At 65.3% G+C, this 24,681-nt stretch carries 24 protein-coding genes; 15 read left to right on the top strand and 9 right to left on the bottom strand.

Annotated features, from left to right (window positions below):
- The first annotated feature begins 38 nt into the window (after positions 1-38).
- From GPA27_RS05830 to GPA27_RS05820, 3 genes are all read left to right on the top strand, one after another.
- A complete protein-coding gene (locus tag GPA27_RS05830) occupies positions 39-1,661 on the top strand; it encodes an MFS transporter (protein ID WP_169138480.1) in 1,623 nt (540 codons plus the stop codon).
- 76 nt (positions 1,662-1,737) lie between these two features.
- Positions 1,738-3,789, top strand: coding sequence for an elongation factor G (gene fusA / locus GPA27_RS05825; RefSeq protein WP_169138478.1), 2,052 nt, complete (start codon positions 1,738-1,740; stop codon positions 3,787-3,789).
- Between the two features lie 18 nt (positions 3,790-3,807).
- Positions 3,808-4,068, top strand: coding sequence for a DUF4212 domain-containing protein (locus GPA27_RS05820; protein ID WP_169138476.1), 261 nt, complete (start codon positions 3,808-3,810; stop codon positions 4,066-4,068).
- 92 nt (positions 4,069-4,160) lie between these two features.
- Here GPA27_RS05820 and icd read toward each other — a convergent pair whose 3' ends face one another.
- Together icd and GPA27_RS05810 are read right to left on the bottom strand one after the other, a co-directional pair.
- Positions 4,161-5,405: an NADP-dependent isocitrate dehydrogenase gene (gene icd / locus GPA27_RS05815; protein WP_169138474.1), complete on the bottom strand. Its 1,245-nt coding sequence runs from the start codon at positions 5,403-5,405 to the stop codon at positions 4,161-4,163.
- A 306-nt stretch (positions 5,406-5,711) separates the two neighbouring features.
- Positions 5,712-7,949, bottom strand: coding sequence for an NADP-dependent isocitrate dehydrogenase (locus tag GPA27_RS05810; protein WP_169138472.1), 2,238 nt, complete (start codon positions 7,947-7,949; stop codon positions 5,712-5,714).
- A gap of 361 nt (positions 7,950-8,310) precedes the next feature.
- On the opposite strand from GPA27_RS05810, the gene aceK reads away from it, so the two are divergent.
- Positions 8,311-10,080: a bifunctional isocitrate dehydrogenase kinase/phosphatase gene (gene aceK, locus GPA27_RS05805; RefSeq protein ID WP_169138470.1), complete on the top strand. Its 1,770-nt coding sequence runs from the start codon at positions 8,311-8,313 to the stop codon at positions 10,078-10,080.
- Positions 10,081-10,084: 4 nt separating this feature from the next.
- Here the strand turns inward: aceK and soxZ are convergent, their stop codons facing one another.
- Together soxZ and soxY are read right to left on the bottom strand one after the other, a co-directional pair.
- Positions 10,085-10,396 (bottom strand): thiosulfate oxidation carrier complex protein SoxZ, encoded by a 312-nt coding sequence (gene soxZ / locus GPA27_RS05800; RefSeq protein ID WP_169138468.1) that lies wholly within the window; start codon positions 10,394-10,396, stop codon positions 10,085-10,087.
- On the bottom strand, positions 10,393-10,860 hold the full coding sequence (gene soxY, locus GPA27_RS05795) for a thiosulfate oxidation carrier protein SoxY (protein ID WP_169138466.1): 468 nt from the start codon (positions 10,858-10,860) through the stop codon (positions 10,393-10,395). Before soxY ends, soxZ begins: the two co-directional genes overlap by 4 nt.
- Positions 10,861-10,962: 102 nt before the next feature.
- Here soxY and GPA27_RS05790 point away from each other — a divergent pair, with 102 nt between their 5' ends.
- Both GPA27_RS05790 and GPA27_RS05785 read left to right on the top strand, forming a co-directional pair.
- Complete coding sequence (locus tag GPA27_RS05790) at positions 10,963-11,295, top strand: c-type cytochrome (protein WP_256222799.1); 333 nt, start codon at positions 10,963-10,965, stop codon at positions 11,293-11,295.
- Entirely contained in the window at positions 11,292-12,566 is a 1,275-nt protein-coding gene (locus GPA27_RS05785; protein ID WP_169138464.1) for an NAD(P)/FAD-dependent oxidoreductase, read from the top strand. The genes GPA27_RS05790 and GPA27_RS05785 overlap by 4 nt, the downstream gene beginning before the upstream one ends.
- A 50-nt stretch (positions 12,567-12,616) precedes the next feature.
- Here GPA27_RS05785 and GPA27_RS05780 read toward each other — a convergent pair whose 3' ends face one another.
- Genes GPA27_RS05780 through coaBC form a run of 3 tightly spaced genes read right to left on the bottom strand, consistent with a single transcriptional unit; the run spans position 12,617 to position 14,726 of the window.
- Positions 12,617-13,072, bottom strand: a complete 456-nt coding sequence (locus GPA27_RS05780; protein ID WP_211164849.1) for an NUDIX hydrolase — start codon at positions 13,070-13,072, stop codon at positions 12,617-12,619.
- A complete protein-coding gene (dut, locus tag GPA27_RS05775; protein ID WP_169138463.1) occupies positions 13,072-13,521 on the bottom strand; it encodes a dUTP diphosphatase in 450 nt (149 codons plus the stop codon). Before dut ends, GPA27_RS05780 begins: the two co-directional genes overlap by 1 nt.
- An 8-nt stretch (positions 13,522-13,529) precedes the next feature.
- Positions 13,530-14,726, bottom strand: coding sequence for a bifunctional phosphopantothenoylcysteine decarboxylase/phosphopantothenate--cysteine ligase CoaBC (coaBC, locus tag GPA27_RS05770; RefSeq protein ID WP_169138462.1), 1,197 nt, complete (start codon positions 14,724-14,726; stop codon positions 13,530-13,532).
- A 46-nt stretch (positions 14,727-14,772) separates the two neighbouring features.
- Here coaBC and radC point away from each other — a divergent pair, with 46 nt between their 5' ends.
- The 3 genes from radC to rpmG all read left to right on the top strand — a co-directional run bounded on the left by radC (position 14,773) and on the right by rpmG (position 16,042).
- The gene (gene radC / locus GPA27_RS05765) at positions 14,773-15,450 is read left to right on the top strand and encodes a RadC family protein (protein ID WP_169138461.1); all 678 of its coding nucleotides are present in this window, start codon (positions 14,773-14,775) and stop codon (positions 15,448-15,450) included.
- A gap of 121 nt (positions 15,451-15,571) precedes the next feature.
- A complete protein-coding gene (gene rpmB / locus GPA27_RS05760) occupies positions 15,572-15,808 on the top strand; it encodes a 50S ribosomal protein L28 (RefSeq protein ID WP_018990829.1) in 237 nt (78 codons plus the stop codon).
- Positions 15,809-15,874: 66 nt separating this feature from the next.
- The gene (gene rpmG, locus GPA27_RS05755) at positions 15,875-16,042 is read left to right on the top strand and encodes a 50S ribosomal protein L33 (RefSeq protein ID WP_018990830.1); all 168 of its coding nucleotides are present in this window, start codon (positions 15,875-15,877) and stop codon (positions 16,040-16,042) included.
- 133 nt (positions 16,043-16,175) lie between these two features.
- Here rpmG and GPA27_RS05750 read toward each other — a convergent pair whose 3' ends face one another.
- A complete protein-coding gene (locus GPA27_RS05750; protein WP_018990831.1) occupies positions 16,176-16,379 on the bottom strand; it encodes a cold-shock protein in 204 nt (67 codons plus the stop codon).
- A 416-nt stretch (positions 16,380-16,795) separates the two neighbouring features.
- On the opposite strand from GPA27_RS05750, the gene clpS reads away from it, so the two are divergent.
- The 4 genes from clpS (at position 16,796) to aceA (ending at position 21,675) form a co-directional block, all read left to right on the top strand.
- Positions 16,796-17,104, top strand: a complete 309-nt coding sequence (clpS, locus tag GPA27_RS05745; protein WP_169138460.1) for an ATP-dependent Clp protease adapter ClpS — start codon at positions 16,796-16,798, stop codon at positions 17,102-17,104.
- A 2-nt stretch (positions 17,105-17,106) separates the two neighbouring features.
- Complete coding sequence (gene clpA, locus GPA27_RS05740) at positions 17,107-19,383, top strand: ATP-dependent Clp protease ATP-binding subunit ClpA (RefSeq protein WP_169138459.1); 2,277 nt, start codon at positions 17,107-17,109, stop codon at positions 19,381-19,383.
- 162 nt (positions 19,384-19,545) lie between these two features.
- On the top strand, positions 19,546-20,025 hold the full coding sequence (gene rraA / locus GPA27_RS05735; RefSeq protein ID WP_169138458.1) for a ribonuclease E activity regulator RraA: 480 nt from the start codon (positions 19,546-19,548) through the stop codon (positions 20,023-20,025).
- Positions 20,026-20,361: 336 nt separating this feature from the next.
- Positions 20,362-21,675, top strand: a complete 1,314-nt coding sequence (gene aceA, locus GPA27_RS05730) for an isocitrate lyase (protein ID WP_169138457.1) — start codon at positions 20,362-20,364, stop codon at positions 21,673-21,675.
- Between the two features lie 121 nt (positions 21,676-21,796).
- Here the strand turns inward: aceA and GPA27_RS05725 are convergent, their stop codons facing one another.
- Complete coding sequence (locus GPA27_RS05725; protein ID WP_169138455.1) at positions 21,797-22,342, bottom strand: Spy/CpxP family protein refolding chaperone; 546 nt, start codon at positions 22,340-22,342, stop codon at positions 21,797-21,799.
- 227 nt (positions 22,343-22,569) lie between these two features.
- Here GPA27_RS05725 and GPA27_RS05720 point away from each other — a divergent pair, with 227 nt between their 5' ends.
- Positions 22,570-23,331: a response regulator gene (locus tag GPA27_RS05720; RefSeq protein ID WP_169138453.1), complete on the top strand. Its 762-nt coding sequence runs from the start codon at positions 22,570-22,572 to the stop codon at positions 23,329-23,331.
- A complete protein-coding gene (locus tag GPA27_RS05715; protein ID WP_169138451.1) occupies positions 23,328-24,680 on the top strand; it encodes an ATP-binding protein in 1,353 nt (450 codons plus the stop codon). Before GPA27_RS05720 ends, GPA27_RS05715 begins: the two co-directional genes overlap by 4 nt.
- The last annotated feature ends 1 nt before the right edge of the window (position 24,681 follow it).

The raw sequence follows: 24,681 nt of genomic DNA, 5'->3' as shown, positions 1-24,681 counted from the left end.
CCCTTACCCCGACCAAGTCCCAACGGAATCCGCCCCCGATGACTGCCCTGCTTCGCTGGTTCGACCGCACCATCCTCGAACTCGGCCGCGAGATGCGCCTGTCCTACCTGCCGCCGCTGATGGTCTATGTCGCCGCAGGGGTCTCCGGCCTCACCGGCATCGTCGGCACCTTCTTCGTCAAGGACTACCTCGGCCTGTCGGCCTCCTTCCTTGCCGCACTGGGATTCTGGGCGGGCATCCCGTGGGCGCTCAAGATGCCCATCGGCCATCTCGTCGACCTGCTGTGGCGGCACAAGGCCGGGCTGGTCTATCTCGGCGCCTCGCTCATCGCCGCCAGCCTGATCATCATGATCGGCCTGATCGGCAACCCCGCCGCAATGCGCGAGGTCATGTCGGCGGAGGCCTGGTTCGTCCTGTCGACCCTGCTTGCGCCGATCGGCTACGTGATGCAGGACGCCGTCGCCGACGCGATGACGGTCGAAGCCGTGCCGCGCATCGGCGAGGACGGCCGCCCCTTCCCGGCCGAATCCGTGCGCCTGATGCACACCACGATGCAGATGCTCGGCCGCGTCGCGATCATCGGCGGCACCGTGCTCGTGTCGCTGGCCAACGTCGCGATGTTCCAGGGCAGCGAAGCGCTGCCGGAAGCGGACAAGGTCGCGATCTACGTACGCATCTACGAGCTCGCGCTGGTCATCCCGCTGCTGTCCGTGAGCGGCGTGCTGCTCGCAGGCCTGCTCAAGCGCCGCGAAGCCCGGCGCCTCGCCGGCCTCGGGCATAGCGCGGAGGAAATCGACCGCCTCGTCCACGCACCCGAGCAGCCCACCGCCCCCAACTGGTGGATCCTCGGCGGCAGCGCCGCCTTCGTCGCGCTCACCCTCGCGGTCGGCCTGTCCGGCCTCGGCTACGGCCAGGAACTGATCTTCGCCGCCTCGTTCACGATCATCGGCGTGATGATCTACCGCTTGGTGCGCGAACTGTCCGACGACGCCCGCCGCACCCTGCTCGGCACCGTCATCGTGATCTTCGTCTTCCGCGCCATGCCCGGTCCCGGCGCCGGGGCGAGCTGGTGGATGATCGACGAGCTCGGCTTCGACCAGAGCTTCCTGTCGCGGCTGGACCTCATCACCAGCACCCTCACGCTCGCAGGGCTCTTCCTCTTCCGCCGCTTCATGGCAGAAAAGTCGATCGCGCACATCGTGATCTTCCTGACCCTCGCCAGCACGCTGCTGTCGCTGCCCATCCTCGGCATGTTCCACGGCCTGCACGAATGGACCGCTGCCGCGACGGGCGGATTCGTCGACGCGCGCTTCATCGCCATCGCCAACACCGCCCTCGAATCGCCGCTCGGACAGGTGTCGATGGTGCCGATGCTCGCGTGGATCGCGAACTCCGCCCCGGCACACCTCAAGGCGACCTTCTTCGCGGTGATGGCCTCGTTCACGAACCTCGCCCTGTCGGCCTCCCAGCTCGGCACGAAGTACCTCAACGGCATCTACACGGTCACCCGCGAAGTGCGCGACGCCGCGACCGCAGCGGTCACGGTGCCGGCGGATTACTCCCAACTCGGCCAGCTCCTCGTGACGGTCCTCGTACTGGGCCTCGCGCTGCCGCTGCTGGCGATCGCCGTCACCCGCCTGCTCGGGCTGCGCAGCGCATGAGCATAGGCGCGAAACCGTTGCACAGCCGCGGAGAGAGGGGGAAACTGCGAGACAAAGGCCACGTGAGGACAAGTCCATGACACCTGCTTCGGTTCACGACATCCGCAACCTTGCATTGCTCGGCCATGCCGGTTGCGGCAAGACCACCCTGCTCGAGGCCCTGCTCGTCGCCTCGGGCACCATCGGCGCCGCCGGCACGATCGAGCGCGGTGATACGGTCAGCGATTTCGATCCCCAGGAAAAGGCGATGGGGCATTCGCTGTCGACCTCGCTCGCGCACCTCGAATGGGCGGGGCACTGGGTCAATCTCCTCGACACCCCGGGACTGCCCGACCTCGCCGGCCGCGCCCTGAGCGCGCTGCCCGCGGTCGAGACCGCCGCGGTCGTGGTGAGCGCCCAGGCCGGCATCGAAAGCGGCACTCGCCGCATGATGGAGGCCGCGCACGACAAGTGCCGCCTGGTCATCGTGTCGAAGATCGACGCCGCCACGCCGGCAACGCTCGCGGCCCTGCTGGACGACCTGTGCGCGACCTTCGGTCGCGAGTGCCTGCCGATCAACCTGCCATCCGCGAGCGGCGATTCGGTGATCGACTGCTTCTTCGACCCCGACGCCAACCGCGAGCCTGCTTTCTCCTCGGTCTCCGCCGCACACGACAGCATCGTCGACCAGGTCGTCGAACTCGACGAGGCCCTGATGGCGAGCTATCTCGAACAGGGCGAATCGCTCGACCCCGAGCAGCTCCACACCCCCTTCGAGCAAGCCCTGCGCGAAGGCCACCTGATCCCGGTGTGCTTCGTCTCCGCGCGCACCGGCGCCGGGGTGAAGGAACTGCTCGACATCCTCGGCCGCCTCATGCCCGACCCGACCGAGGGCAACCCGCCCCGCTTCCTCAAGGGCGAAGGCGCCGCCGCGCAGGCAGTCGAGGTCGTCGCCGATCCCGAACGCCACGTCATCGCGCACGTGTTCCAGGTTGCCAACGACCCCTACCGCGGCAAGCTGGGCCTGTTCCGCATCCACCAGGGGCGCATCAGCCCCAACACCCAGCTCTACATCGGCGACAGCCGCAAGCCCTTCAAGGTCTCGCACCTGCTGCGCCTGCAGGGCAAGAACCAGGCCGAGACGCCGCTGGGCGTGCCCGGCGACATTTGCGCCGTCGCACGCGTCGACGACATCCACCCCGACGCCGTGCTGCACGACTCGCACGACGAGGACAACTACCACCTCGCACCCGCCAGCTACCCGCAACCGGTGTTCGGCCTCGCACTGATCCCGCAGAAGCACGGCGACGAACAGAAGCTCGCCGAAGCGCTCGCACGCCTGTTCGACGAGGACCCCTGCCTCGAAGTGGGCTTCGACCATCAGGCCCGCCAGACCGTCGTGCGCGGCCTCGGCGAACTGCACCTGAAGATCATCCTCGAACAGCTGCGCACGCGCTGGAACCTGCAGTTCGACACCGCGACACCTTCCGTACCCTACCGCGAGACTGTCAACGGCACGGCCGAGGCGCGCTACCGACACAAGAAGCAGAGCGGCGGCGCCGGCCAGTTCGGCGAAGTCGCGCTGCGCGTCGAATCGCTGCCGCGCGGTTCGGGCGTCGAACTCGGCAACGAGGTCAAGGGCGGCGCGATCCCGACCAACTTCCTGCCCGCCGTCGAGAAGGGCGTACGCCAGGCGCTGGCCGAAGGGGCGCTCGCCGGCTTCCCGGTACAGGACGTCAGGGTCGTGCTGGTCGACGGCAAGGCGCACGCCGTGGACTCGAACGAGGTGTCCTTCGTCACCGCGGGCCGGCACGCGACGCTCGAGGCGCTGCTCGGCGCTCGCCCCGTGGTGCTGGAACCGCTCGTCAGCGTCACGGTGAAGATCGCCGACAGCCACTTTGGCGAAGTCAGCGCCGAATTTGCAGGTCGACGCGGTCATCTGACCACGACGGAAAGCCCGGCGAGCGGCGTCATGCTGCTCACCGCAGTCCTGCCGCTGGCGGAGATGGAAGGCTTCGAGGCGCGACTGAAGGCCATCTGCGCCGGCGAGAGCGAGTTCTCGATCACCGCAGCCGGCTACGAGCCCGCGCCGCAGGACGTGCAGCAGCGTCTCGCCAAGTCCTGGACCGGCCACGGCAGCGGCCAGTAAGACCGACGCGGAAGCACGATGAAACTCACCGAACAGCACCGGGCGTATTGGCGCAGCAATCTGCTGCTGACCTTCTCGCTGCTGTCGGTGTGGTTTCTCGTCAGCTTCGTCGCCGGCTACTACGCCGACGAGCTCAACCGCTTCTCGTTCATGAGCTTCCCGCTCGGCTTCTACATCTTCGCCCAGGGCTCGCAGATCACCTTCGTCATCCTGATCGGGATCTACGTGCTGGCGATGAACTACCTCGACCGCAAGTACCAGATCGGCGAAAAGCGCTGAGATCGACACAAGGATCAACAAAAAACCCGCCGACTCGACGAGAGGGCGGGTTTTCCGTCTGAGTGCCCCGCGCGGGGCACCTGGGCGTCGTCTTACATGCGCGCGATCATCGCATCACCAAAGGCCGAGCACGACACTTCCTGCGCGCCCTCCATCAGGCGCGCAAAGTCGTAGGTCACGACCTTGTCGCCGATCGCCGCTTCCATGCCCTTGATGACGAGATCCGCGGCTTCCTTCCAGTCGAGGTGGCGCAGCATCATCTCGGCCGACAGGATCAGCGAGCCGGGGTTGACCTTGTCCAGCCCGGCATACTTCGGTGCCGTGCCGTGGGTCGCCTCGAAGCACGCGTACTGGTCCGAGATGTTCGCCCCCGGCGCGATGCCGATGCCGCCGACCTGCGCGGCCAGGGCGTCCGAGATGTAATCGCCGTTCAGGTTGGTCGTCGCGATCACGTCGTATTCGGCCGGACGCAGCAGGATCTGCTGCAGGAAAGCGTCGGCGATCGCGTCCTTGATGACGATCTCGCGGCCGGTCTTCGGGTTCTTGAACTTGCACCACGGGCCGCCGTCGATCGGCTGCGCGCCGAACTCTTCCTGCGCGACCTTGTAGCCGGTGTCACGGAACAGACCTTCCGTGAACTTCATGATGTTGCCCTTGTGCACCAGGGTCACCGACTTGCGGTCGTTGTCGATCGCGTACCGGATCGCCGCGCGCACCAGTCGCGTCGTGCCTTCCACCGACACCGGCTTGATGCCGATACCGGAAGTCTCGGGGAAGCGGATCTTCTTCACGCCCATCTCGTTCTGCAGGAAGGAGATGACCTTTTTCACCTGCTCCGAGCCGGATGCCCACTCGATGCCGGCGTAGATGTCCTCAGTGTTCTCGCGGTAGATGACCATGTCGGTCAGTTCCGGATTCTTCAGCGGCGAGGGCACGCCCTTGAAGTAGCGCACCGGACGCACGCACTGGTACAGGTCCAGTTCCTGGCGCAGCGCGACGTTCAGCGAACGGATGCCGCCGCCGACGGGGGTGGTCATCGGCCCCTTGATCGATACCGAGAACTCCTTCAGCGCGTCGAAGGTCTCCTTCGGCAGCCACTCGTCCGGACCGTACAGCTGGGTCGATTTCTCGCCCGCGTACACCTCCATCCAGTGGATCTTCTTCTTGCCGCCGTATGCCTTCGCGACCGCCGCGTCGATGACCTTGATCATCACGGGGGTGATATCGACACCGATGCCGTCGCCCTCGATGAACGGGATGATCGGTTGATCGGGAATTGCCTGGCCGGCAACGATCTTCTGGCCGCCTGCGGGAACCTTGATCTTGGATGTGCTCATGCCTACTCCCTCTTCATGTGGATATGTCTCGCTCGATTCAGCTCGTCGCTGAAAACCCTTGGCTTGCAGCTGGGGGACCATCGCGCATGCAGGTCGTGACAGGATCATGCAAGGCGGATGACATCTCCCCAATCCAGCTTGCGATTATGGCTCAAAAATGCAGGACGAACGATCCGACGCGCGTTGTACCGCCGCTACGGGGCTCCCCGGGAAAATCCGCCGACAAAAAAAAGCCAGCGCATAGCGCTGGCTTTCTGGGATTGTCGGCTCCGCCCGGCTCAAGGGCAGGGCCGGCGCAACTCGCCGTCAGGCATTCACTGCAGCAAGCACCGCGTTGAGCGTCGCGCTCGGCCGCATTACCGCCTCGGTCTTGACCGGATCGGCATAGTAGTAACCACCGATATCGACCGGCTTGCCCTGCACGGCGCTGAGTTCCGCGACGACCTTCTGCTCGTTCTCGGCCAGCGTCTTGGCAAGCGGCGCGAAACGGGCCTTCAGATCGGCATCCTCATCCTGCGCGGCCAGCGCTTCGGCCCAGTACAGCGCGAGGTAGAAGTGGCTGCCGCGGTTGTCGAGCTGGCCGGTACGGCGCGACGGCGACTTGTCGTTGTCGAGCAGCTTGCCGGTCGCCTGGTCCAGTGTCTTCGCCAGCAACCTGGCCTTGGCGTTGCCGGTCTTGAAGCTCATCTCCTCGAGCGACACCGCGAGCGCGAGGAATTCGCCGAGCGAATCCCAGCGCAGGTGGTTTTCCTCGACCAGCTGCTGCACGTGCTTGGGCGCCGAACCGCCCGCGCCCGTCTCGTACATGCCACCGCCGGCCATCAGCGGGACGATGGACAGCATCTTCGCGCTGGTGCCCAGTTCCATGATCGGGAACAGGTCGGTCAGGTAGTCGCGCAGGATGTTGCCGGTCACCGAGATCGTATCGAGACCGCGAGCGACCCGCTCCAGCGTGAAGCGCATCGCGCGCACCTGCGACATGATCTGGATGTCGAGGCCGTTCGTGTCGTGATCCTTCAGGTACTTCTGCACCTTCTTGATCAGTTCGTTCTCGTGCGGGCGGTACGGGTCGAGCCAGAAGATCGCCGGCATGCCCGAGTTGCGCGCGCGCGTCACGGCGAGCTTGACCCAGTCGCGGATCGGCGCGTCCTTGACCTGGCACATGCGCCAGATGTCGCCCTCTTCCACGTTCTGCGACATCAGCACTTCACCGGTGTCGAGGTCGGTGATGTTCGCGACGCCGTCTTCCGGAATCTCGTAGGTCTTGTCGTGCGAGCCGTACTCCTCGGCCTGTTGCGCCATCAGGCCTACGTTCGGCACCGTGCCCATCGTCGCCGGGTCGAAGTTGCCGTGCCACTTGCAGAAGCTGATCATCTCCTGGTAGATGCGAGCGAAGGTCGATTCCGGCATTACGCACTTGCTGTCGTACTGCTTGCCGTCGGCGCCCCACATCTTGCCGCCGGAGCGGATCATGGCGGGCATGGAAGCGTCGACGATGATGTCGTTGGGCGAATGGAAGTTGGTGATGCCCTTGGCCGAGTCGACCATCGCCAGACGCGGACGGTGTTCCTGGCAGGCGTGCAGGTCGCGGATGATCTCGTCGCGCTGCGATTCCGGCAGCGTCGCAATCTTCTCGTACAGCGTGGCCATGCCGTTGTTGACATTGATGCCCAGCTGGTCGAACAGCTTGCCGTGCTTCTCGAAGGCTTCCTTGTAGTAGATCTTCACGCAGTGGCCGAAGACGATGGGGTGCGACACCTTCATCATCGTCGCCTTCACGTGCAGCGAGAACAGGATGCCGGCTTCGCGGCAGTCGTCGAGCTGCTTCTCGTAGAACTCGTACAGCGCCTTCTTGCTCATGAACATCGAATCGATGATCTCGCCGTCGAGCAGCGCGACCTTCGGCTTCAGCACGATGTTCTTGCCGCTCTTCGTGACGAGTTCCATCTTCACGTTGCGCGCGCGGTCCAGCGTCATCGACTTTTCGCCGTGGTAGAAGTCGCCGTGCTCCATGTGCGAGACGTGGGTCTGCGACCACTGCTTCCACTCGCCCATCGAATGCGGGTGCTTCTTCGCGTAGTTCTTGACTGCCGCAGGCGCGCGACGATCGGAATTGCCTTCGCGCAGCACCGGGTTCACGGCGGAGCCGAGGCACTTGCCGAAACGAACCTTCAGCGCCTTTTCTTCCTCGGTCGTCGGGTTCTCCGGGTAGTCGGGGATCGCGTAGCCCTTCGACTGGAGCTCCTTGATGCAGGCGATCAGCTGCGCAACGGAGGCGCTGATGTTCGGGAGCTTGATGATGTTGGTGTCCGGATCCTGGGTCAGGCGGCCGAGTTCGGCGAGGTTGTCCGGGACCTTCTGAGCGTCGGTCAGGCAATCCGAGAATTCAGCCAGCACGCGGGCCGCGACCGAGATGTCGGTCTTCTGGATCGTCACACCGGCCGGCGCCGTGAACGTCTCGATGATCGGCAGCAGCGAATAGGTCGCCAGCAGGGGCGCCTCATCGGTGAGCGTGTAGATGATCGTCGAACTCTTGTCTGTCATGCATTTCTCCCGGATTATCTCTATATGGCGCGAAGCCAGGCCGACGCTTGAACCGACCGGAGTACGCCCCCAATTGCGGGATTGCACCCGGACCTCTTTAGACGACCGCTTATTATAAACGTGCACCGGCAGCAGTTTGGCGCAATTCCGATAAATCAGGTCTTATATAAGACACAAGATGTTTCAGACAGCATAAACACCGCCCGCCCATCGACGCGTCCCGAACGAGGGAGCGGCACAGGGCCAGCGCCGGCAGGCAGCTGCGCGGTTGCCATGATCCGTCGGGCAACACGTTCGCGGCGCGTTAGAATCGAGCGCATTCGCCCTGTTGCCACGCCGCCATCACCGTGACGAGGAAGCCATGGAAGCACCGACGGGAGAAAACGTCCTTGCCCAGTCGATCGCACAGACACTGATCGAGGGCTTCAACAAGCACTACCGCATCTTTCGCGAGACCTCCCGACGCGCGAAGGAAAGCTTCGAGGCCGCCGACTGGCAGGCCCAGCTCGCTGCGGTGCGCGACCGCGTGCAGTTCTACGACGACCGCGTCGAAGAGACGGTGCGCCGCCTGCACGAGGAGTTCGATGCCGATTCGGTCGACGACGACACCTGGCAGCAGGCCAAGCTCCACTACATCGGCATCCTGATCCGCCACAAGCAGCCGGAACTCGCCGAGACATTCTTCAATTCGGTGTGCTGCAAGATCCTGCACCGCACCTACTTCAACAACGACTACCTGTTCGCGCGCCCGGCGATCTCCACCGAGTACATGGAGTCCTACCCGCCGGTGTACAGCAGCTACTACCCGCGCGACGCGGGCCTGCGCACGACCGTGCGCCGCATCGTCGAGGACTTCGACTGGGAGCGCCCCTTCGAGGACCTCGACCGCGACATCGACCTGATCCTGCACACCGTGCACCGGCACCTCGGCGAGTGGCCCGACATGGAGGTCAACTGCCAGATCCAGGTGCTGTATTCGGCCTTCTACCGCAACAAGACGGCCTACATCATCGGCAAGGGCATCAACGGCTACCAGGAATATCCGTTCGCGATCGCCGTGCGCCACAATGCCTCGGGGCGCCTCGAGATCGACACCATCCTGCTCGACCCGTGGCGCATCTCGGTGCTGTTCTCGCTGTCGCGCGCGTACTTCCTCGTCGACATGGAAGTGCCGTCCGGCTACGTCCAGTTCCTGCGCTCGATCATGCCCAACAAGCACCGCTCGGAGCTCTACACGATGCTGGGACTGGGCAAGCAGGGCAAGACGATGTTCTTCCGCGACCTCATCGCGCACCTGCGCCACTCCAACGACCAGTTCGTGATCGCGCCGGGCATCCGCGGCCTGGTGATGCTGGTGTTCACGCTCCCCTCCTATCCCTACGTGTTCAAGGTCATCAAGGACGTGTTCGGCGCCTCCAAGAACATGGATCGTGCCACGGTGAAGCGCAAATACCTGATGGTCAAACGTGTCGACCGCGTGGGCCGGATGGCCGACACGCTGGAGTTCTCCAACGCCGCCCTGCCGCTGGCGCGCTTCCATCCCGAACTGCTGGAGGAATTGCGCGCCCTCGCCCCGACCGCCTACGAGTTCGACGGCGATTCGATCGTCATCAAGCACCTGTATATCGAGCGCCGCATGACGCCGCTCAACATCTACCTCGAGCGCTCCAGCGACGAACAGGTCGAGCACGCCGTGCGCGAATACGGCAACGCAATCAGGGAGATGGCCACGGCGAACATCTTCCCCGGCGACATGCTGTGGAAGAACTTCGGCGTCACGCGCTACGGCCGAGTGGTGTTCTACGACTATGACGAGATCGACTACATGACGGACATGAATTTCCGTCACATCCCCGAGGCGCCGTACCCTGAGATGGAGATGTCGAGCGAGCCGTGGTACTCCACCGGGCCCATGGACGTTTTTCCCGAGGAATTCGCGACCTTCCTGCTAGGCGCCCCGCGCGTGCGCCAGGCCTTCCTGAAACACCACCGCGACCTGCTGACGCCCGCCTTCTGGCAGCGCACGCAGGCGTCGATCCGCAGCGGCTACGTCGAGGACTTCTTCCCCTACCCCGACGAACTGCGCTTCTGTCACCTGCACGCGACCCGCGACCGCCACATCGGCGCCTGAGCCGCTACGCGACCCGGATCGTGTCGCTGCGCGTCTCGCCGAGGTTGTCCCGCCAGCTCACCACGATTTCGTCGCCCGCGGCACCGCCGCCGACGCTGAACGCAAGATAGGGATTCGTCGCGATCGACGGGCCGAAGTCTGCCGCCAGCACGACTTCGCCGTTGCGCCGCACGCTCAGCTCGGTGATGAAGTGCGCCGGAATGCGCTTGCCCTCGGCATCCTTGCGCAAGCCGTTCTCCATCGGATGCGACAACAGCATACGCAATTCCGTGCCCCCGTCCTTGAGCGTCGCGCGGATACGCGTCGGCGTGCTCATGTCCCGCAGCCCCCGACGGTCACGGTGACCTCCCGCCGCGCCGCGAAGAGGCGGCCGTCGGCCTTCACCAATACGTGCACGCGCGTCGAACGGGCCATCTTCACCCGCGTCTGGATCGACGGAGCCATCGCCCCGGAGAGGCGAAAACTCGCGGCGACCTTGTAGGGATTCTCTTCGATGAGGATCACGATCTGCTCGGTCCGCGGAATGTCGCTGGCCACCGAGAGCGCCACCGCACGCCCGTCCTCCGCTACATCCGGGGCTCCGATGCGGATCGCGCCGCTCTCCGCGGCGTTCCCGGCACCCAGCGCCCGCAAGGCGTCGTCCAGAGTGGTGGCCTCGAACGCGGCCACGTTCCTCGCATCCTGAGCCTGCGCCGGCGTGACGATCCCGGCGGCCGCCAGCACGGACCAGATCCCCAGCCCACCACCCGCCTTCAGCACATCCCTGCGCCGACTATCCATCCCTGCTCCCGAAATTCCATTTACCTCTCAGCCGCCCGGACGCGCCTTTCACGCGCGCTATACTGCGCAGTCCCCCGTACGCGCCACGCATGGAGAACGTCCGTGACCGGCAAGTCTACCCTCGCCGCCCTGTGCCTGCTTGCCGGCACGACTCATGCCGCCGAATCCGCCACCGACCTCGCCGCCCTCCACGCGCGCAATCTTGCCGCCAACTGCACCCCCTGTCACTCGGCCGACACCCCCGCGCCGAACGCGATCCCGCGCATCGTCGGCCTGCCGGCGGACAGCATCCTGCAGCGGCTGCGCGCGTTCCGCAGCGGCGACGCACCCGCGACCGTCATGCATCAGATCGTGCGCGGCTACAGCGACGAACAGCTCTCGCTGATCGCCACCCATCTCGCCACCAGCCCTGACCTGGCACTCGATCCGCGATGAACCGACGCCGTTTCCTGCACAGCCTGAGCCTTGCCGCGACCGCGCCGGCCAGCGCAATCCTGGCCGCGTGTTCGTCCGCCCCGCGGCGCGGCGCCGCGCACGTCGTCGTGGTCGGTGGCGGTTACGGCGGCGCGACGACGGCGAAGTACCTGCGCATGTGGAGCGCCGGGCGTATCGACGTCACGCTCATCGAGCGCGAGGCGCGCTTTGTCTCCTGCCCGATGTCCAACCTCGTCCTCGCCGGCCTGCGCAACCTGGGCGACCTCACCGCCAGCTACGACCGCCTTCGCACGCGCTGGGGCGTGCGTGTGGTCAACGATGAAGTCGTCCACGTGGACGTCACCCGACGCCAGGCCCGCCTCGCCCGCCACGGCGACATCGGCTTCGATCGCGTCGTGCTGGCACCCGGCGTGGATTTCCTCACCGAACAGATCGCCGGGCTGGCAGGCAACTCCGAGCGCATTCCCCACGCGTGGAAGGCCGGCCCGCAGACCGAACTGCTGCGTCGCCAGATCGAGGCGATGCCGGACGGCGGCGTGTTCGCACTGCACGTCCCGAGGTTCCCCTACCGCTGCCCGCCCGGCCCCTACGAGCGCGCCTGCCTCGTCGCACACTACCTGCGAGCCCGAAAGCCGCGCGCGAAGCTGCTCGTGCTCGACGCGAACAGCGAGATCCAGTCCAAGAAGGCGCTGTTCGCGGCAGCCTTTGCAGGACCGTACAGGGACATCATCGAGTATCGCCCCGACAGCACCCTGCTGTCGGTCGATGCCCAAACCCTGAGCGCGGACCTGGAGTTCGACAGGGTCCGTGCCGACGTCCTCAACGTCATTCCGCCGATGCGCGCGGGGCGCCTCGTGGACCGCATGGGCATCCCACTGACCAATGGCCGCTGGGTCGACGTCGACTGGCGCACGATGGAAGCGCGCGCGCTCCCCGGCGTCCATGTCATCGGCGACGCGGTACTCGCCGCACCGGGTATGCCGAAGTCCGGCCACATCGCGAACCAGCAGGCGAAGCTCGCCGCCGCCGCGATCGTCGAACTGCTCGACGGACGTTCGCCCGACCCCATCCCGACACTGCTGAACACCTGCTACAGCTTCGTCGATGACCGCAACGCGATCCATGTCGCGACCGTACACCGCTATGACGCTGCCGCGGGCACCGTCCTGCCGGTCGCAGGCGCCGGCGGCCTGTCGTCGGCGGCAAGCGAAGAGGAAGGCCGCTACGCCGCAGCGTGGGCGCAGAGCATCCGGGCCGACACGCTCGCCTGAAGCGTCCGGAGGCGCCTCGCCGGCCCCTTAATTGCCCCTTAATTGCCCCCTTACCTGCCCGGTTCCGACCCCTTCTCGGGCGCCTGCCAGCCGAGCTCCAACAGCCACGGCCCCTCGCCCGCGGCCAGCGCCTCGCGCACGTAGGCCACCGTGTTCGCCGGCAATTCGCCGCGCGCGAACCAGCCCAGCGCATCGCACTTGGCGGGCTCGCAGATGTGCGGCTCACCCGACCAGGCCCTCGCCCGCAGGAAGAAGTCCACCCGGTTCGTGTCCGACCGCCGATGCACGACGCCCATGTTCGCCAGCTCCGCCGGAGCAATGTCGATCCCGAGCTCCTCGCGCATCTCGCGCACCGCGGTCCCGGCCAGGGATTCACCCGGCTCGACGTGGCCGCCGGGCAGGCTGAAGAGCCCGTCGAAGAAGCCCGTCCCGGCACGGTGCATCAACAGGATGCCGCCATCGCGCTCGAGCAGGACATGCACCCCGACGGGAATCCCCACATGCATCAGTGTTTGCCGGTGCTGCCGAACCCGCCCTCGCCGCGGTCGCTTTCGGTGAATTCATCGACGACGTTGAAGCCGACCTGCAGCACCGGCACCACGACCAGTTGCGCGATGCGCTCCATCGGCTGCAGCGTGAAGCTCGCGCGGCCGCGGTTCCACACCGACACGAAGATCTGCCCCTGGTAATCGGAATCGATCAGACCGACGAGGTTGCCCAGCACGATGCCGTGCTTGTGGCCCAGCCCCGAACGCGGCAGCACCATCGCAGCGAGCCCGGGGTCGGCGAGGTGAATCGCGAGGCCGCTCGGGATGAGCGCGGTCTCGCCCGGATGGAGCGTTACCGGCGCGTTCAGGCAGGCGCGCAGGTCCAGCCCGGCCGAACCCGGCGTGGCGTAGGACGGCTTGTGATCGCGCAGGCGATCGTCGAGGATCTTGACGTCGATTCGGTGCATGTTCGCTCTCAGTTGGCAGCCGTCTTCAACAGACCGGCCAGGTGTTCGACAATCCTGCGCGCGACCTCGGTCTTGGGCGCACGCTCCAGCGGATGACGCCCCGCGTCGTCGTACAGGATCACCAGGTTGTCGTCGCTGCCAAGACCGTCCTGCACCAGGTTGCCCACCAGCATCGGCAGGCGCTTCGCCCGCCGCTTGCCTTCGGCATAGGCATCCAGGTCGCGGCTCTCCGCAGCGAAGCCGACGCAGAACGGCGCATTTTCGCGCGCCGCCACCTCGGCCAGAATGTCAGGATTGGGCGTCAGCTGCAGCGTCATGTCTGCCGACGACTTCTTGACCTTGTGCTCCGCGGCCTCGGCCGGACGATAGTCCGCCACCGCCGCCACGCCGATGAAGACGTCCGCACCAGGCAGGGCCGCGGTCACCGCATCGCGCATCTGCAGGGCGCTGCGCACATCCACGCGCTGCGCGCCAACCGGCACGGGCAGGCCCGTCGGGCCGCTCACCAGCACGACTTCCGCACCGGCCCGCACGCATGCCTGCGCCAACGCATAGCCCATCTTGCCCGAGCTGGTGTTGGTGATCCCGCGTACCGGGTCGATCGCCTCGAAGGTCGGCCCGGCGGTCAGAACCACCTTGCGCCCCGCGAGCAGCTTCGGCCGGAAGAATGCGATCACGTGCTCGAGCAGCTCCTCCGGCTCCAGCATCCGCCCCATGCCCACCTCCCCGCAGGCCTGGTCGCCGGCAGCCGGCCCGAGAAGCGTCGCGCCGTCGGCGACGAGCTGCGCCATGTTGCGTCGCGTCGCGGGGTGTTCCCACATCTGGCGGTTCATCGCCGGCGCCACCAGCAGCGGGCACTCGCGCGCGAGACACAGCGTGCTCAGCAGGTCGTCCGCGCGCCCCTGCACCAGCTTCGCGATCACGTCCGCCGTCGCCGGTGCGATCAGCACCGCATCTGCGCTGCGCGTCAGATCGATATGCGCCATGTTGTTGTCCATGCGCGCATCCCACAGGTCCGTCCACACCGGATTGCCCGACAGCGCCTGGTAGGTCACCGGCGTCACGAAGCGCGCACCGCCCTCGGTCAGCACGACATGCACGTCCGCCCCGGCTTTGCCCAGCAGCCGCACGAGCTCCGCTGCCTTGTATGCGGCCACCCCGCCGGTCACGCCGAGGACCAGTTTGCGTCCCTTCAATTCGCACATGGCATATGCCTTACAATTATCGATTCACCCACAACCTGCTCCCGACATGGCTATCACCGACTGGCCGGAAGACGAAAGACCGCGCGAAAAACTCCTCGGACGCGGGCCCGCAGCCCTCTCCGACGCCGAACTCCTCGCGTTGTTCCTGCGTGTCGGCATCCGCGGCAAGAGCGCCGTCGATCTCGCCCGCGACCTGCTCGACCGCTTCGGCTCGCTCACCCGCCTGTGCGCCGCGCCGGCAGACGATTTCGCTGCAGTCCCCGGCATGGGGCTGGCGAAGTATGCCCAACTGCAGGCAGTCATGGAACTGGCGCGGCGCGCGCTGAGCGAGGAGATGGCCGCACGCGACGTGTTCGACTCACCCTCCGCGGTGCGCGACTGGCTGCGCCTGCGCATCGGCAACCTGCCGCACGAGGTCTTCTGCGTCCTGCTCCTCGACGCCCGCAACCGCCTGATCGAGGCGGTCGAACTTTTTCGCGGAACCCTCACGCAGACCAGCGTCTACCCGCGCGAGGTGGTCAAGCTCGCCCTGTCGCGCAACGCCGCCGCAGTCATCCTCGCGCACAATCACCCCTCCGGCGCCAGCGAACCGAGCGGCGCCGACGAGTTGCTGACGCGCAACCTCAAGCAGGCGCTCGACCTCGTCGACGTGCGCGTCCTCGACCATTTCATCGTCACCGCCCATGCACGACCGCTCTCCTTCGCCGAACGCGGCCTGCTGTAGGGCAGGACGACCCGCCGGCGAGACCGACCTTGTCCGACAATCGCACGACGGACTTGCTCCTGTCCGGGCACATCGGATATCATCTTGCGTTTTCCGCAATCCGAATTCCCTGGAGCAACCTATGGCTCGCGTTTGCCAAGTTACCGGTAAGGCACCGATGGTGGGAAACAACGTTTCCCACGCCAACAACAAGACCAAGCGTCGTTTTCTCCCGAACCTGCAGAATCGCCGGTTCTGGAGCGAAGCTGAAAACCGCTGGATCCGCCTGCGCGTGTCCAACGCAGCGCTGCGCACCATCGACAAGAAGGGCATCGACGTCGTCGTGTCCGAGCTGCGCGCCCGCGGCGAGAAAGTTTGACACTGAGTCTGACACTGCAGATCCAAGCGCTGCGCCACGCAGCGCTGTAACTGAACGGAGATTCAAATGGCTAAAGGCGGCCGCGAAAAGATCAAGCTGGAATCGACCGCAGGTACCGGTCATTTCTACACGACCTCGAAGAACAAGCGCACCACCCCGAACAAGCTTGAGTTCAACAAGTACGACCCCGTCGCACGCAAGCACGTCCTGTACAAGGAAGTGAAGCTCAAGTAAGCACCCTCGCAGGCTGCGGCCTGCTCCAGGGACGCAGCGCGTAAAACAAGAGGCCGCCGGAGTGATCCGGCGGCCTCTTGTTTTTCCTGAAGGCCTTTCGCTGGAGCGTACGACCTTCGGGACTAGAGGGACATCAGGCCTTCTGGATGTTAGAGGCCTGCTTACCCTTCGGACCCTGGGTGACTTCGAAGGAGACTTTTTCGCCTTCCTTCAGCGTCTTGAAACCGGCCATATTGATCGCGGAGAAGTGAGCGAAAAGGTCCTCGCTACCATCGTCCGGAGTAATGAAGCCAAAACCCTTGGAGTCGTTGAACCACTTAACGGTACCAGTTGCCATGTTGCCTTAATCCTTCAAGATTTCTTAAAACGATGCGGGGTCTCCCCCTTCAGTGCATCAATGCTCAGTGAAGCCCTACCTGCACTGCCATGCTGGGGCCCCAAAAACGGCCAGGACCACATCACCAGTGCATTGAACTTTGCATCTCGCACCCGTCCTGCTTTTACGCATTTGTCAGCACAGCGTCAACAATTTATTGCCCCCCGAATTGCTGCATCGCAGCGACTCAAACCCCCTGAATATGCGCACTTCGACGCCGTTTGCAGTCAATCCAATGCGCTTATCCATCGACGCGCATTCGTTGCGCCGCAATATGCCGCTTGTCGCATCGGCGCACTTCCGCGAAGGCGCAGACCCCTTGCCCGGGGCGCCCGGCAGTTGTTGCACTCCGCTTCCACTTCATTAGAATGGATTGCATGGCCACGCAAAAACAGGGCGAGTTCATACTCGAGGCGGAGCGCTCTCGCACCAAGCCCCCGCCGCTATACAAGGTGCTGTTGCTCAATGACGACTTCACACCAATGGATTTCGTCATCGTTGTGCTGCAGAAATTTTTCGGCATGGACCGCGAACGGGCTACGCGGGTCATGCTCCAAGTCCACAGAGAGGGCATGGGGGTCTGCGGCGTCTTTCCGAAGGACGTCGCGGCGACCAAGGTGGAACTGGTCGTATCCTTCGCCCGTCAGCACCAGCACCCGCTGGCATGCGTGATGGAGGAAAACTGAGAATGATCGCGCAAGAGCTTGAAGTCAGTCTGCACATGGCGTTTGTCGAAGCCCGGCAAAAGCGGCACGAGTTCATCACCGTTGAACACCTGCTGCTGGCGCTGCTCGACAACCCCTCTGCAGCCGAGGTCCTGCGCGCCTGCGCAGCGAACGTCGAGGAGTTGCGTCGGGAACTGACGAATTTCATCAACGAGCACACCCCCAAGGTCGAAGGCACGGACGAGATCGACACGCAGCCGACGCTCGGCTTCCAGCGCGTGATCCAGCGTGCGATCCTGCACGTCCAGTCGTCGGGCAAGAAGGAAGTGACCGGCGCCAACGTGCTCGTGGCGATCTTCGGCGAGAAGGATTCGCACGCAGTCTATTTCCTGCAGCGGCAGAACATCTCGCGCCTGGACGTGGTGAACTTCATCTCGCACGGCATCTCCAAATCGCCGCAGCAAGGGCAGCCGCCAGCGGGAAAGAGCGAACCCCAGGAACAGGGCGAACAGGAAAGCGAGGGAGCGCAGAGTAACAGCGCGCTCGAGAACTACACGCAGAACCTCAACCAGCAGGCCCTCATCGGCAAGATCGACCCGCTGATCGGTCGCGAGCGCGAGCTCGAGCGCGTGATCCAGACGCTGTGCCGGCGGCGCAAGAACAACCCGCTGCTGGTCGGCGAAGCCGGCGTAGGCAAGACCGCGATCGCCGAAGGTCTGGCGCGCTCCATCGTCGAAGGGCGCATCCCGGAAGTGCTCGAAGGGGCGCAGGTGTACGCGCTCGACATGGGCGCCCTGCTCGCCGGCACCAAGTATCGGGGCGATTTCGAGCAGCGCCTGAAGGCCGTGCTGAAGCAGCTGCGCGAGACGCGCAACGCCATCCTCTTCATCGACGAGATCCACACGCTGATCGGCGCAGGCGCGGCGTCGGGCGGCACGCTGGATGCGTCCAACCTGCTCAAGCCGGCGCTCTCCTCCGGGCAGCTGAAGTGCATCGGCGCGACCACCTATTCCGAATTCCGCCAGATCTTCGAGAAGGACCACGCGCTGTCGCGGCGTTTCCAGAAAGTCGATGTGACCGAGCCTTCGGTCGCGGAGACGGTCGAGATCCTCAAGGGACTCAAGAGCCGCTTCGAGGAGCACCACGGCGTCAAATACTCGACGGCCGCCCTGAGTTCGGCGGCCGAGCTTTCGGCCCGCTATATCAATGACCGCCAGTTGCCCGACAAGGCCATCGACGTGATCGACGAGGCGGGCGCCGCACAGCGCATCCTGCCCAAGTCGAAGCAGCGCAAGACGATCGGCAAGGGCGAGATCGAGGACATCGTCGCGAAAATGGCGCGCATTCCTCCGCGCAGCGTGTCGAGCGACGACAAGGCCGCGCTGAAGAACCTCGACCGTGACCTGAAGAACGTCGTGTTCGGCCAGGAGGCGGCGATCGACGCGCTCGCCAAGGCGATCAAGATGTCGCGCTCGGGCCTGGGAAATCCCGCGAAACCGATCGGCAGCTTCCTGTTCTCCGGCCCCACCGGCGTCGGCAAGACCGAGGTGGCACGTCAGCTCGCCTTCACGATGGGCATCGAGCTCGTGCGCTTCGATATGTCGGAATACATGGAGCGCCATGCGGTGAGCCGGCTGATCGGTGCGCCGCCGGGATATGTCGGCTTCGACCAGGGCGGCCTGCTGACCGAGGCGATCACCAAGAAGCCGCACTGCGTGCTGTTGCTCGACGAGATCGAGAAGGCTCACCCGGACATCTTCAACATCCTGCTGCAGGTCATGGACCACGGCACACTGACCGACAACAACGGCCGGCAGGCGGATTTCCGTAACGTCATCATCATCATGACGACCAACGCGGGGGCCGAGATGATGCAGAAGTCGGTGATCGGCTTCTCGGCCAAGCGCGAGGTCGGCGACGAGATGGGCGAGATCAAGCGCATGTTCTCGCCGGAATTCCGCAACCGGCTGGATGCGACGATCTCGTTCAAGCCGCTCGACAACGTGATCATCCTGCGCGTCGTCGACAAGTTCCTGATGCAGCTGGAAGCACAACTGCACGAGAAGAAGGTCGAGGCGCATTTCACCGACGAACTCAAGGGCTGGCTGGCGTCCGAAGGCTTCGATCCGGTGATGGGCGCGCGGCCGATGGCACGCCTGATCCAGGACACGATCCGCTCGGCGCTCGCCGATGAACTGCTGTTCGGTCGCCTCGTGCACGGCGGCAAGGTGACGATCGATCTCGACGGAGAAGGCAAGGTCAAGTTGGTCTTCGACCAGACCGAAGCGGCCACAGTCTGAGCGTTCAAGCGCTGCGAACCGGGCACAACCGGGAAGGGCGACCTGCGGGTCGCCCTTTTTTTGTGTGTCGCGCTGGTTTATCGTGCCAGCCCTGAGCACGCGCAGGTGTGCGCGTTTCATCGAGTCCCCCTGTCAACCGCCAGCAAACAAGGAAACGCAAGCATGGAAATCCAGACCGCCGACCTCTGCGACGCCCACGAGGGCAAACTCCGCGTCGTCAGCCCGATGTTCCGCAGCTACGGCGGCCGCCCCGCTTTCGGCGGCGAGATCGCGACACTCAAGGTCTTCGAGGACAACTCGCTGGTGCGCACCGCACTGGAGGGGCCAGGCTACGGCCGCGTACTCGTGATCGACGGTGGCGCGTCGATGCGCTGTGCGCTGGTCGGCGACCAGTTGGCGCAGCTGGGCGTGAAGAACGGCTGGGCCGGGGTGATCGTCTATGGCTGCATCCGCGATTCGAAGGCGATCGCCGGCATGGACATCGGCGTCTTTGCGCTCGGCACGCACCCGCAGAAGAGCATCAAGAAGGGTGCCGGCGACAGGGATCTGCTGGTGACGTTCGGCGGCGTCACCTTCGTGCCCGGTCAGTTCGTCTACGCGGACGAAGACGGCGTCGTGGTTTCCGAATCGCCCCTGCTATAACCCGCACGGGGCTGCGCTGCATGCGCCGGCCCCGGCCTTGAGCCTGCGCCCGCGCGACCGACCTTGCGCGCCGCAGCAGAATTTCATTTCACAACGCCAATCACCATCTCACGGTATGAAATCACGATCTCAACTCGTTGATTTTATTTAATCAAATAATTTCTTATATCTTATATAAGACTTATTGCTGCAAAGCGAGATCGTCCCTATACTTTTCCCCACACGAGGACGCTTCAGCGGACCCCGTACCGGCGAGACCCGCCCGACCCGAACACCGACCGGGCGAGCAGCCGAGTTGAAACCAGCACGTAAACCATCCGTCGAGAAGGAACTGTCATGACCCTGACCCGCGAACAGCAAATCGCCGCCCTCGAAAAAGACTGGGCCGAAAACCCCCGCTGGAAAGGCATCAAGCGCGGCTACGCCGCTGCCGATGTCGTCCGCCTGCGCGGCTCCCTGCCGATCGAGCACACCCTGGCCAAGCGCGGCGCCGAGAAGCTGTGGGAAAAGGTCAATGGCGGCGCGAAGAAGGGCTATGTGAACGCCTTCGGCGCGATCACCGCCGGCCAGGCGATGCAGCAGGCCAAGGCCGGCCTGGAAGCCGTCTATCTGTCGGGCTGGCAGGTCGCCGCCGACGGCAACACCTCCGAAACCATGTACCCGGACCAGTCGCTGTACGCCTACGACTCGGTGCCGACGATGGTTCGCCGCATCAACAACACCTTCAAGCGCGCCGACGAGATCCAGTGGTCGCGCGGCGTCAACCCGGGCGACAAGGAATTCATCGACTACTTCCTGCCGATCGTCGCTGACGCGGAAGCCGGTTTCGGCGGCGTGCTGAACGCTTTCGAACTGATGAAGAACATGATCGCTGCCGGCGCCGCCGGTGTGCACTTCGAAGACCAGCTGGCTGCGGTGAAGAAGTGCGGCCACATGGGCGGCAAGGTGCTGGTGCCGACGCAGGAAGCGATCGAGAAGCTGATCTCGGCCCGCTTCGCCGCCGACGTGATGGGCGTGTCGACGCTGATCCTGGCCCGTACCGACGCGGAAGCCGCGAACCTGATCACCTCGGACCATGACGCCAACGACAAGCCCTTCCTCACCGGCGAGCGCACCCAGGAAGGCTTCTACCGCGTGAAGAACGGCCTCGAGCAGGCCATCAGCCGCGGTGTCGCCTACGCCCCGTACGCCGACCTGGTGTGGTGCGAGACCGGCACCCCGGACCTCGGCTTTGCCCGCGAGTTCGCGCAGGCCGTGCTGTCCGCCTGCCCGGGCAAGCTGCTGTCGTACAACTGCTCGCCGTCGTTCAACTGGAAGAAGAACCTGGACGACAAGACCATCGCCAAGTTCCAGGACGAGCTGTCGGCGCTGGGCTACAAGTACCAGTTCATCACGCTGGCCGGTATCCACGTCAATTGGTTCAACACCTTCCAGTTCGCGCACGCTTACGCTCGCGGCGAAGGCATGAAACACTACGTCGAAATGGTCCAGGAGCAGGAATTCGCCGCCCGCGATAAGGGTTACACGTTCGTCTCGCACCAGCAGGAAGTCGGCGCGGGCTACTTCGACGACGTCACCACCGTCATCCAGGGCGGCTCGTCCTCGGTCAAGGCCCTTACCGGTTCGACCGAAGAAGAGCAGTTCCACTGATCAAAGGGGCATAGGCGGGCCGCCATCAGGCCCGCCCAAGCTGAAAGCCGCGCCCACAAGGCGCGGCTTTTTCATTGTTGCGATACGCCGACGCACGAGGCTTCCGTGCGCCGGATCAAGCTCAGTTCGTGCCGTCGGCGCCCGCCGGAGGCATCATTCCCGGCCCCATGCGGCCGCCGCCTTTCCCGCCGCGCCCCATTCCGCGCGGTCCGGACATCGGGAACCGTTCGTCGAAGGTCTTCTTCTGCGTCGCATCGAGTCCGCCATACAGCGCCTCGGTGGCCTTGCGCACGTCCTGCATCGACACCAGGCGCTCCTTCGCGTGGGACTCCATGCGCTCCATGCGTTCAAGCGCAGTCTTGGGACGCTCCTGCGTGCGCATCGCCTGCATGTGTTCGGACATCCTCCGCGCCTTGTCCTGCATCACACTCTTGAATTGCTCCCACGCCAGCACCTGTTCGGGTTTGAGGGAGAGCGCGGTCTGCAGCGTCGCAAGGCGCTGGGTCATGTGCTCGGACATGGCTGCCGGGTCCATGCGGTGGGTCCGGTGCATTGCGCCACGCGGACCGTCACAGTCGCCCCACGGCGCCGCAACAGCCCCACCGGCTCCCATGCCGATCGTCGCGATCAGCGCGGCGGCAAGTGAATTCTTCATCCAGGTTTTCATGGTCCTTCTCCGGTGGGTGTTCGGGTTCGCCCGTCGTGGGCGGCAGAGTCATTTGATCACCGGCGTGTATGCGCGATTTGTCCGCAGAGGGTCCGATTGAATGGTCGTGTTTCGCGCGCCGTGGGCGATACTCTGGGATACAAACCGGCAGCCTCGCGGCCGTAAGATTCGATCGACCCGAACTCCCGGGGCGGCCCCTGCCGCCCCGCTGCAACGATTCAATGATCATGACGAACGCGCCCGACCATATCCTCATCGTCGACGACGACCGCGAGATCCGCACGCTCCTGGCCGACTACCTCGAAAAGCAGGGAATGCGCTGTACGACCGCCGCGGACGGGCGCGAGATGAAGGCGGCCCTCGACCGCCACCGCGTGGACCTGATCGTGCTCGACCTGATGCTGCCCGGGGAGGACGGCCTGACCCTGTGCCGCAACCTGCGCGCCGCCGGCGCACACGTGAACACGCCGGTCCTGATGCTGACCGCGCGGGGGGAGGACATGGACCGCATCCTCGGGCTGGAAATGGGAGCGGACGACTATCTACCGAAGCCTTTCGTGCCGCGCGAGCTGCTCGCACGCATCCGCGCCGTCCTGCGCCGCGCACGCGCGCTGCCGCCCAATCTCGATGCGGCGCCGGTGCAGCACGCGAGCGAACTGGGCTTTGCGCACTGGCGCCTGAATACCGTGGGTCGCCATCTCGTCGGCGCCGACGGTACGATCGTCCCCTTGTCCGGCGCCGAATACAGGCTTCTGTCGGTATTCCTCTCGCATCCGCAGCGGGTGCTGAATCGCGACCAGCTGATGGAACTGACCCAAGGCCGCGAGGCGGACGTCTTCGATCGCTCGATCGACCTGCTCGTGAGCAGGCTGCGCCAGCGCCTCGGCGACAATGCGCGCGAACCCGAGATCATCAAGACGGTGCGCAACGAGGGCTACGTGCTCGCATGCGCGGTGACGCCGGTCACGCCGGAAGACGAGGCGTCATGAGAGCACGCTGGACCCGCACGCTGTTCGCCCGCCTGATGCTGATCTGGCTGGGCGGGATGGTGGTCGTGCTCGCGGTGAGTCTGGCGCTGTTCGTCAGCGAACGCGACCGCTACGCGCGCGAGGTCCTGTTCGAGGGCGTCGCGCGCGAAATCGCGGCCGCCGTCGATGTGCTCGAACACCTGCCCGCGGGTCAGCGCGAAGACTGGATCGATGCGGTCGGGCGCCGCCGCCTGCGCTTCGCGCTTGCACCGCCGCCGCCCGACGCGACCGCCAGTACCGCATCGGCCCCGCTTGCCGCAGCCATTCGCGAGGCCCTGCCGGATCGCCGTGTCGAGGTGCTCACCCGTACGCGGTCGGACGACGAGCATCCGCACCGCTCCCAGTCCTTCGTCAGCCTGAGTCTGGGCGACGGCACTCCGCTGCTGATCCGCATGCCCGGTCCGATGTTCGGCATGCGGCCACCGCTGCTTCCACCTGGCAGCCTCGTGACCTCGCTGCTGGCGCTGCTCGTCGGCGTCACGCTACTGACCTGGTTCGCCGTGCGCATCGCGACGCGCCCGATCACACGGCTCGCGGCCGCCGCCGACGCGCTGGGGGAGGATCCGAACCGCACGCCGCTCGCCACCGACGGACCCGCCGAAGCCGCGCAGGCAGCGCACGCCTTCAATCGCATGCAGGAGCGCATCCTGCGGCACGTGGATGAACGCACGCGCATCCTGGCCGCGATCTCGCACGACCTGCAGACCCCGATCACGCGCCTGCGGCTGCGCGCCGAGCTCATCGACGACGAGGCCCTGCGCGCGAAGTTCCAGAGCGACCTCGACGCGATGCAGGCGCTGGCGAAGGAAGGGCTCGACTACGCGCGTAGTCTGGACGCGAGCGCGCCGAAGCAGGCGATCGACGTGAACGCCCTGGTCACGGCCTTGCGCGACGACGCCCAGGACATGGGCTGGGACGTCGAGATCGAGGGTGACACGGTCCCGCCCTGCCGCGGGCAAGTGGGCGGTTTGCGGCGCGCGCTGTGGAACCTGATCGAGAACGGGCACAAGTTCGGGGGGCGCGTGCGCATCGCGCTGCACACGCAGCCCGCTTCCTGCGAACTGCGCATCCGCGACGATGGCCCCGGCCTGTCTCCGGACGAGCTCGACAAGGTGTTCGAGCCTTTCTACCGCGTGGAGTCCTCGCGCAGCCGGGAAACCGGCGGTACCGGACTGGGGCTGGCGATCGCGCGCAACCTGCTGCGGGCGCAGGGCGGCGACGTACGGCTGGCGAACAGACCCGAGGGGGGGCTCGAGGCGGTCGTCACGCTGGCGCGCAGCGTGGCCGGCACCGGCACGACGGCCACCTGAA

Source organism: Aromatoleum toluolicum (genome assembly GCF_012911005.2).
GTDB classification, from domain to species: Bacteria; Pseudomonadota; Gammaproteobacteria; order Burkholderiales; family Rhodocyclaceae; genus Aromatoleum; species Aromatoleum toluolicum.
The sequence above is the reverse complement of the archived record's forward strand: the minus strand, read 5'-3'. Positions and strand labels throughout refer to the sequence as shown.

Excerpts from the sequence above, each read along its gene's own strand:
- GPA27_RS05830 (WP_169138480.1), top strand. The coding sequence starts at position 39 with ATGACTGCCCTGCTTCGCTGGTTCGACCGCACCATCCTCGAACTCGGC.
- fusA (WP_169138478.1), top strand. The coding sequence starts at position 1,738 with ATGACACCTGCTTCGGTTCACGACATCCGCAACCTTGCATTGCTCGGC.
- GPA27_RS05820 (WP_169138476.1), top strand. The coding sequence starts at position 3,808 with ATGAAACTCACCGAACAGCACCGGGCGTATTGGCGCAGCAATCTGCTG.
- icd (WP_169138474.1), bottom strand. The coding sequence starts at position 5,405 with ATGAGCACATCCAAGATCAAGGTTCCCGCAGGCGGCCAGAAGATCGTT.
- GPA27_RS05810 (WP_169138472.1), bottom strand. The coding sequence starts at position 7,949 with ATGACAGACAAGAGTTCGACGATCATCTACACGCTCACCGATGAGGCG.
- aceK (WP_169138470.1), top strand. The coding sequence starts at position 8,311 with ATGGAAGCACCGACGGGAGAAAACGTCCTTGCCCAGTCGATCGCACAG.
- soxZ (WP_169138468.1), bottom strand. The coding sequence starts at position 10,396 with ATGAGCACGCCGACGCGTATCCGCGCGACGCTCAAGGACGGGGGCACG.
- soxY (WP_169138466.1), bottom strand. The coding sequence starts at position 10,860 with ATGGATAGTCGGCGCAGGGATGTGCTGAAGGCGGGTGGTGGGCTGGGG.
- GPA27_RS05785 (WP_169138464.1), top strand. The coding sequence starts at position 11,292 with ATGAACCGACGCCGTTTCCTGCACAGCCTGAGCCTTGCCGCGACCGCG.
- GPA27_RS05780 (WP_211164849.1), bottom strand. The coding sequence starts at position 13,072 with ATGCATGTGGGGATTCCCGTCGGGGTGCATGTCCTGCTCGAGCGCGAT.
- dut (WP_169138463.1), bottom strand. The coding sequence starts at position 13,521 with ATGCACCGAATCGACGTCAAGATCCTCGACGATCGCCTGCGCGATCAC.
- coaBC (WP_169138462.1), bottom strand. The coding sequence starts at position 14,726 with ATGTGCGAATTGAAGGGACGCAAACTGGTCCTCGGCGTGACCGGCGGG.
- radC (WP_169138461.1), top strand. The coding sequence starts at position 14,773 with ATGGCTATCACCGACTGGCCGGAAGACGAAAGACCGCGCGAAAAACTC.
- rpmB (WP_018990829.1), top strand. The coding sequence starts at position 15,572 with ATGGCTCGCGTTTGCCAAGTTACCGGTAAGGCACCGATGGTGGGAAAC.
- rpmG (WP_018990830.1), top strand. The coding sequence starts at position 15,875 with ATGGCTAAAGGCGGCCGCGAAAAGATCAAGCTGGAATCGACCGCAGGT.
- GPA27_RS05750 (WP_018990831.1), bottom strand. The coding sequence starts at position 16,379 with ATGGCAACTGGTACCGTTAAGTGGTTCAACGACTCCAAGGGTTTTGGC.
- clpS (WP_169138460.1), top strand. The coding sequence starts at position 16,796 with ATGGCCACGCAAAAACAGGGCGAGTTCATACTCGAGGCGGAGCGCTCT.
- clpA (WP_169138459.1), top strand. The coding sequence starts at position 17,107 with ATGATCGCGCAAGAGCTTGAAGTCAGTCTGCACATGGCGTTTGTCGAA.
- rraA (WP_169138458.1), top strand. The coding sequence starts at position 19,546 with ATGGAAATCCAGACCGCCGACCTCTGCGACGCCCACGAGGGCAAACTC.
- aceA (WP_169138457.1), top strand. The coding sequence starts at position 20,362 with ATGACCCTGACCCGCGAACAGCAAATCGCCGCCCTCGAAAAAGACTGG.
- GPA27_RS05725 (WP_169138455.1), bottom strand. The coding sequence starts at position 22,342 with ATGAAAACCTGGATGAAGAATTCACTTGCCGCCGCGCTGATCGCGACG.
- GPA27_RS05720 (WP_169138453.1), top strand. The coding sequence starts at position 22,570 with ATGACGAACGCGCCCGACCATATCCTCATCGTCGACGACGACCGCGAG.
- GPA27_RS05715 (WP_169138451.1), top strand. The coding sequence starts at position 23,328 with ATGAGAGCACGCTGGACCCGCACGCTGTTCGCCCGCCTGATGCTGATC.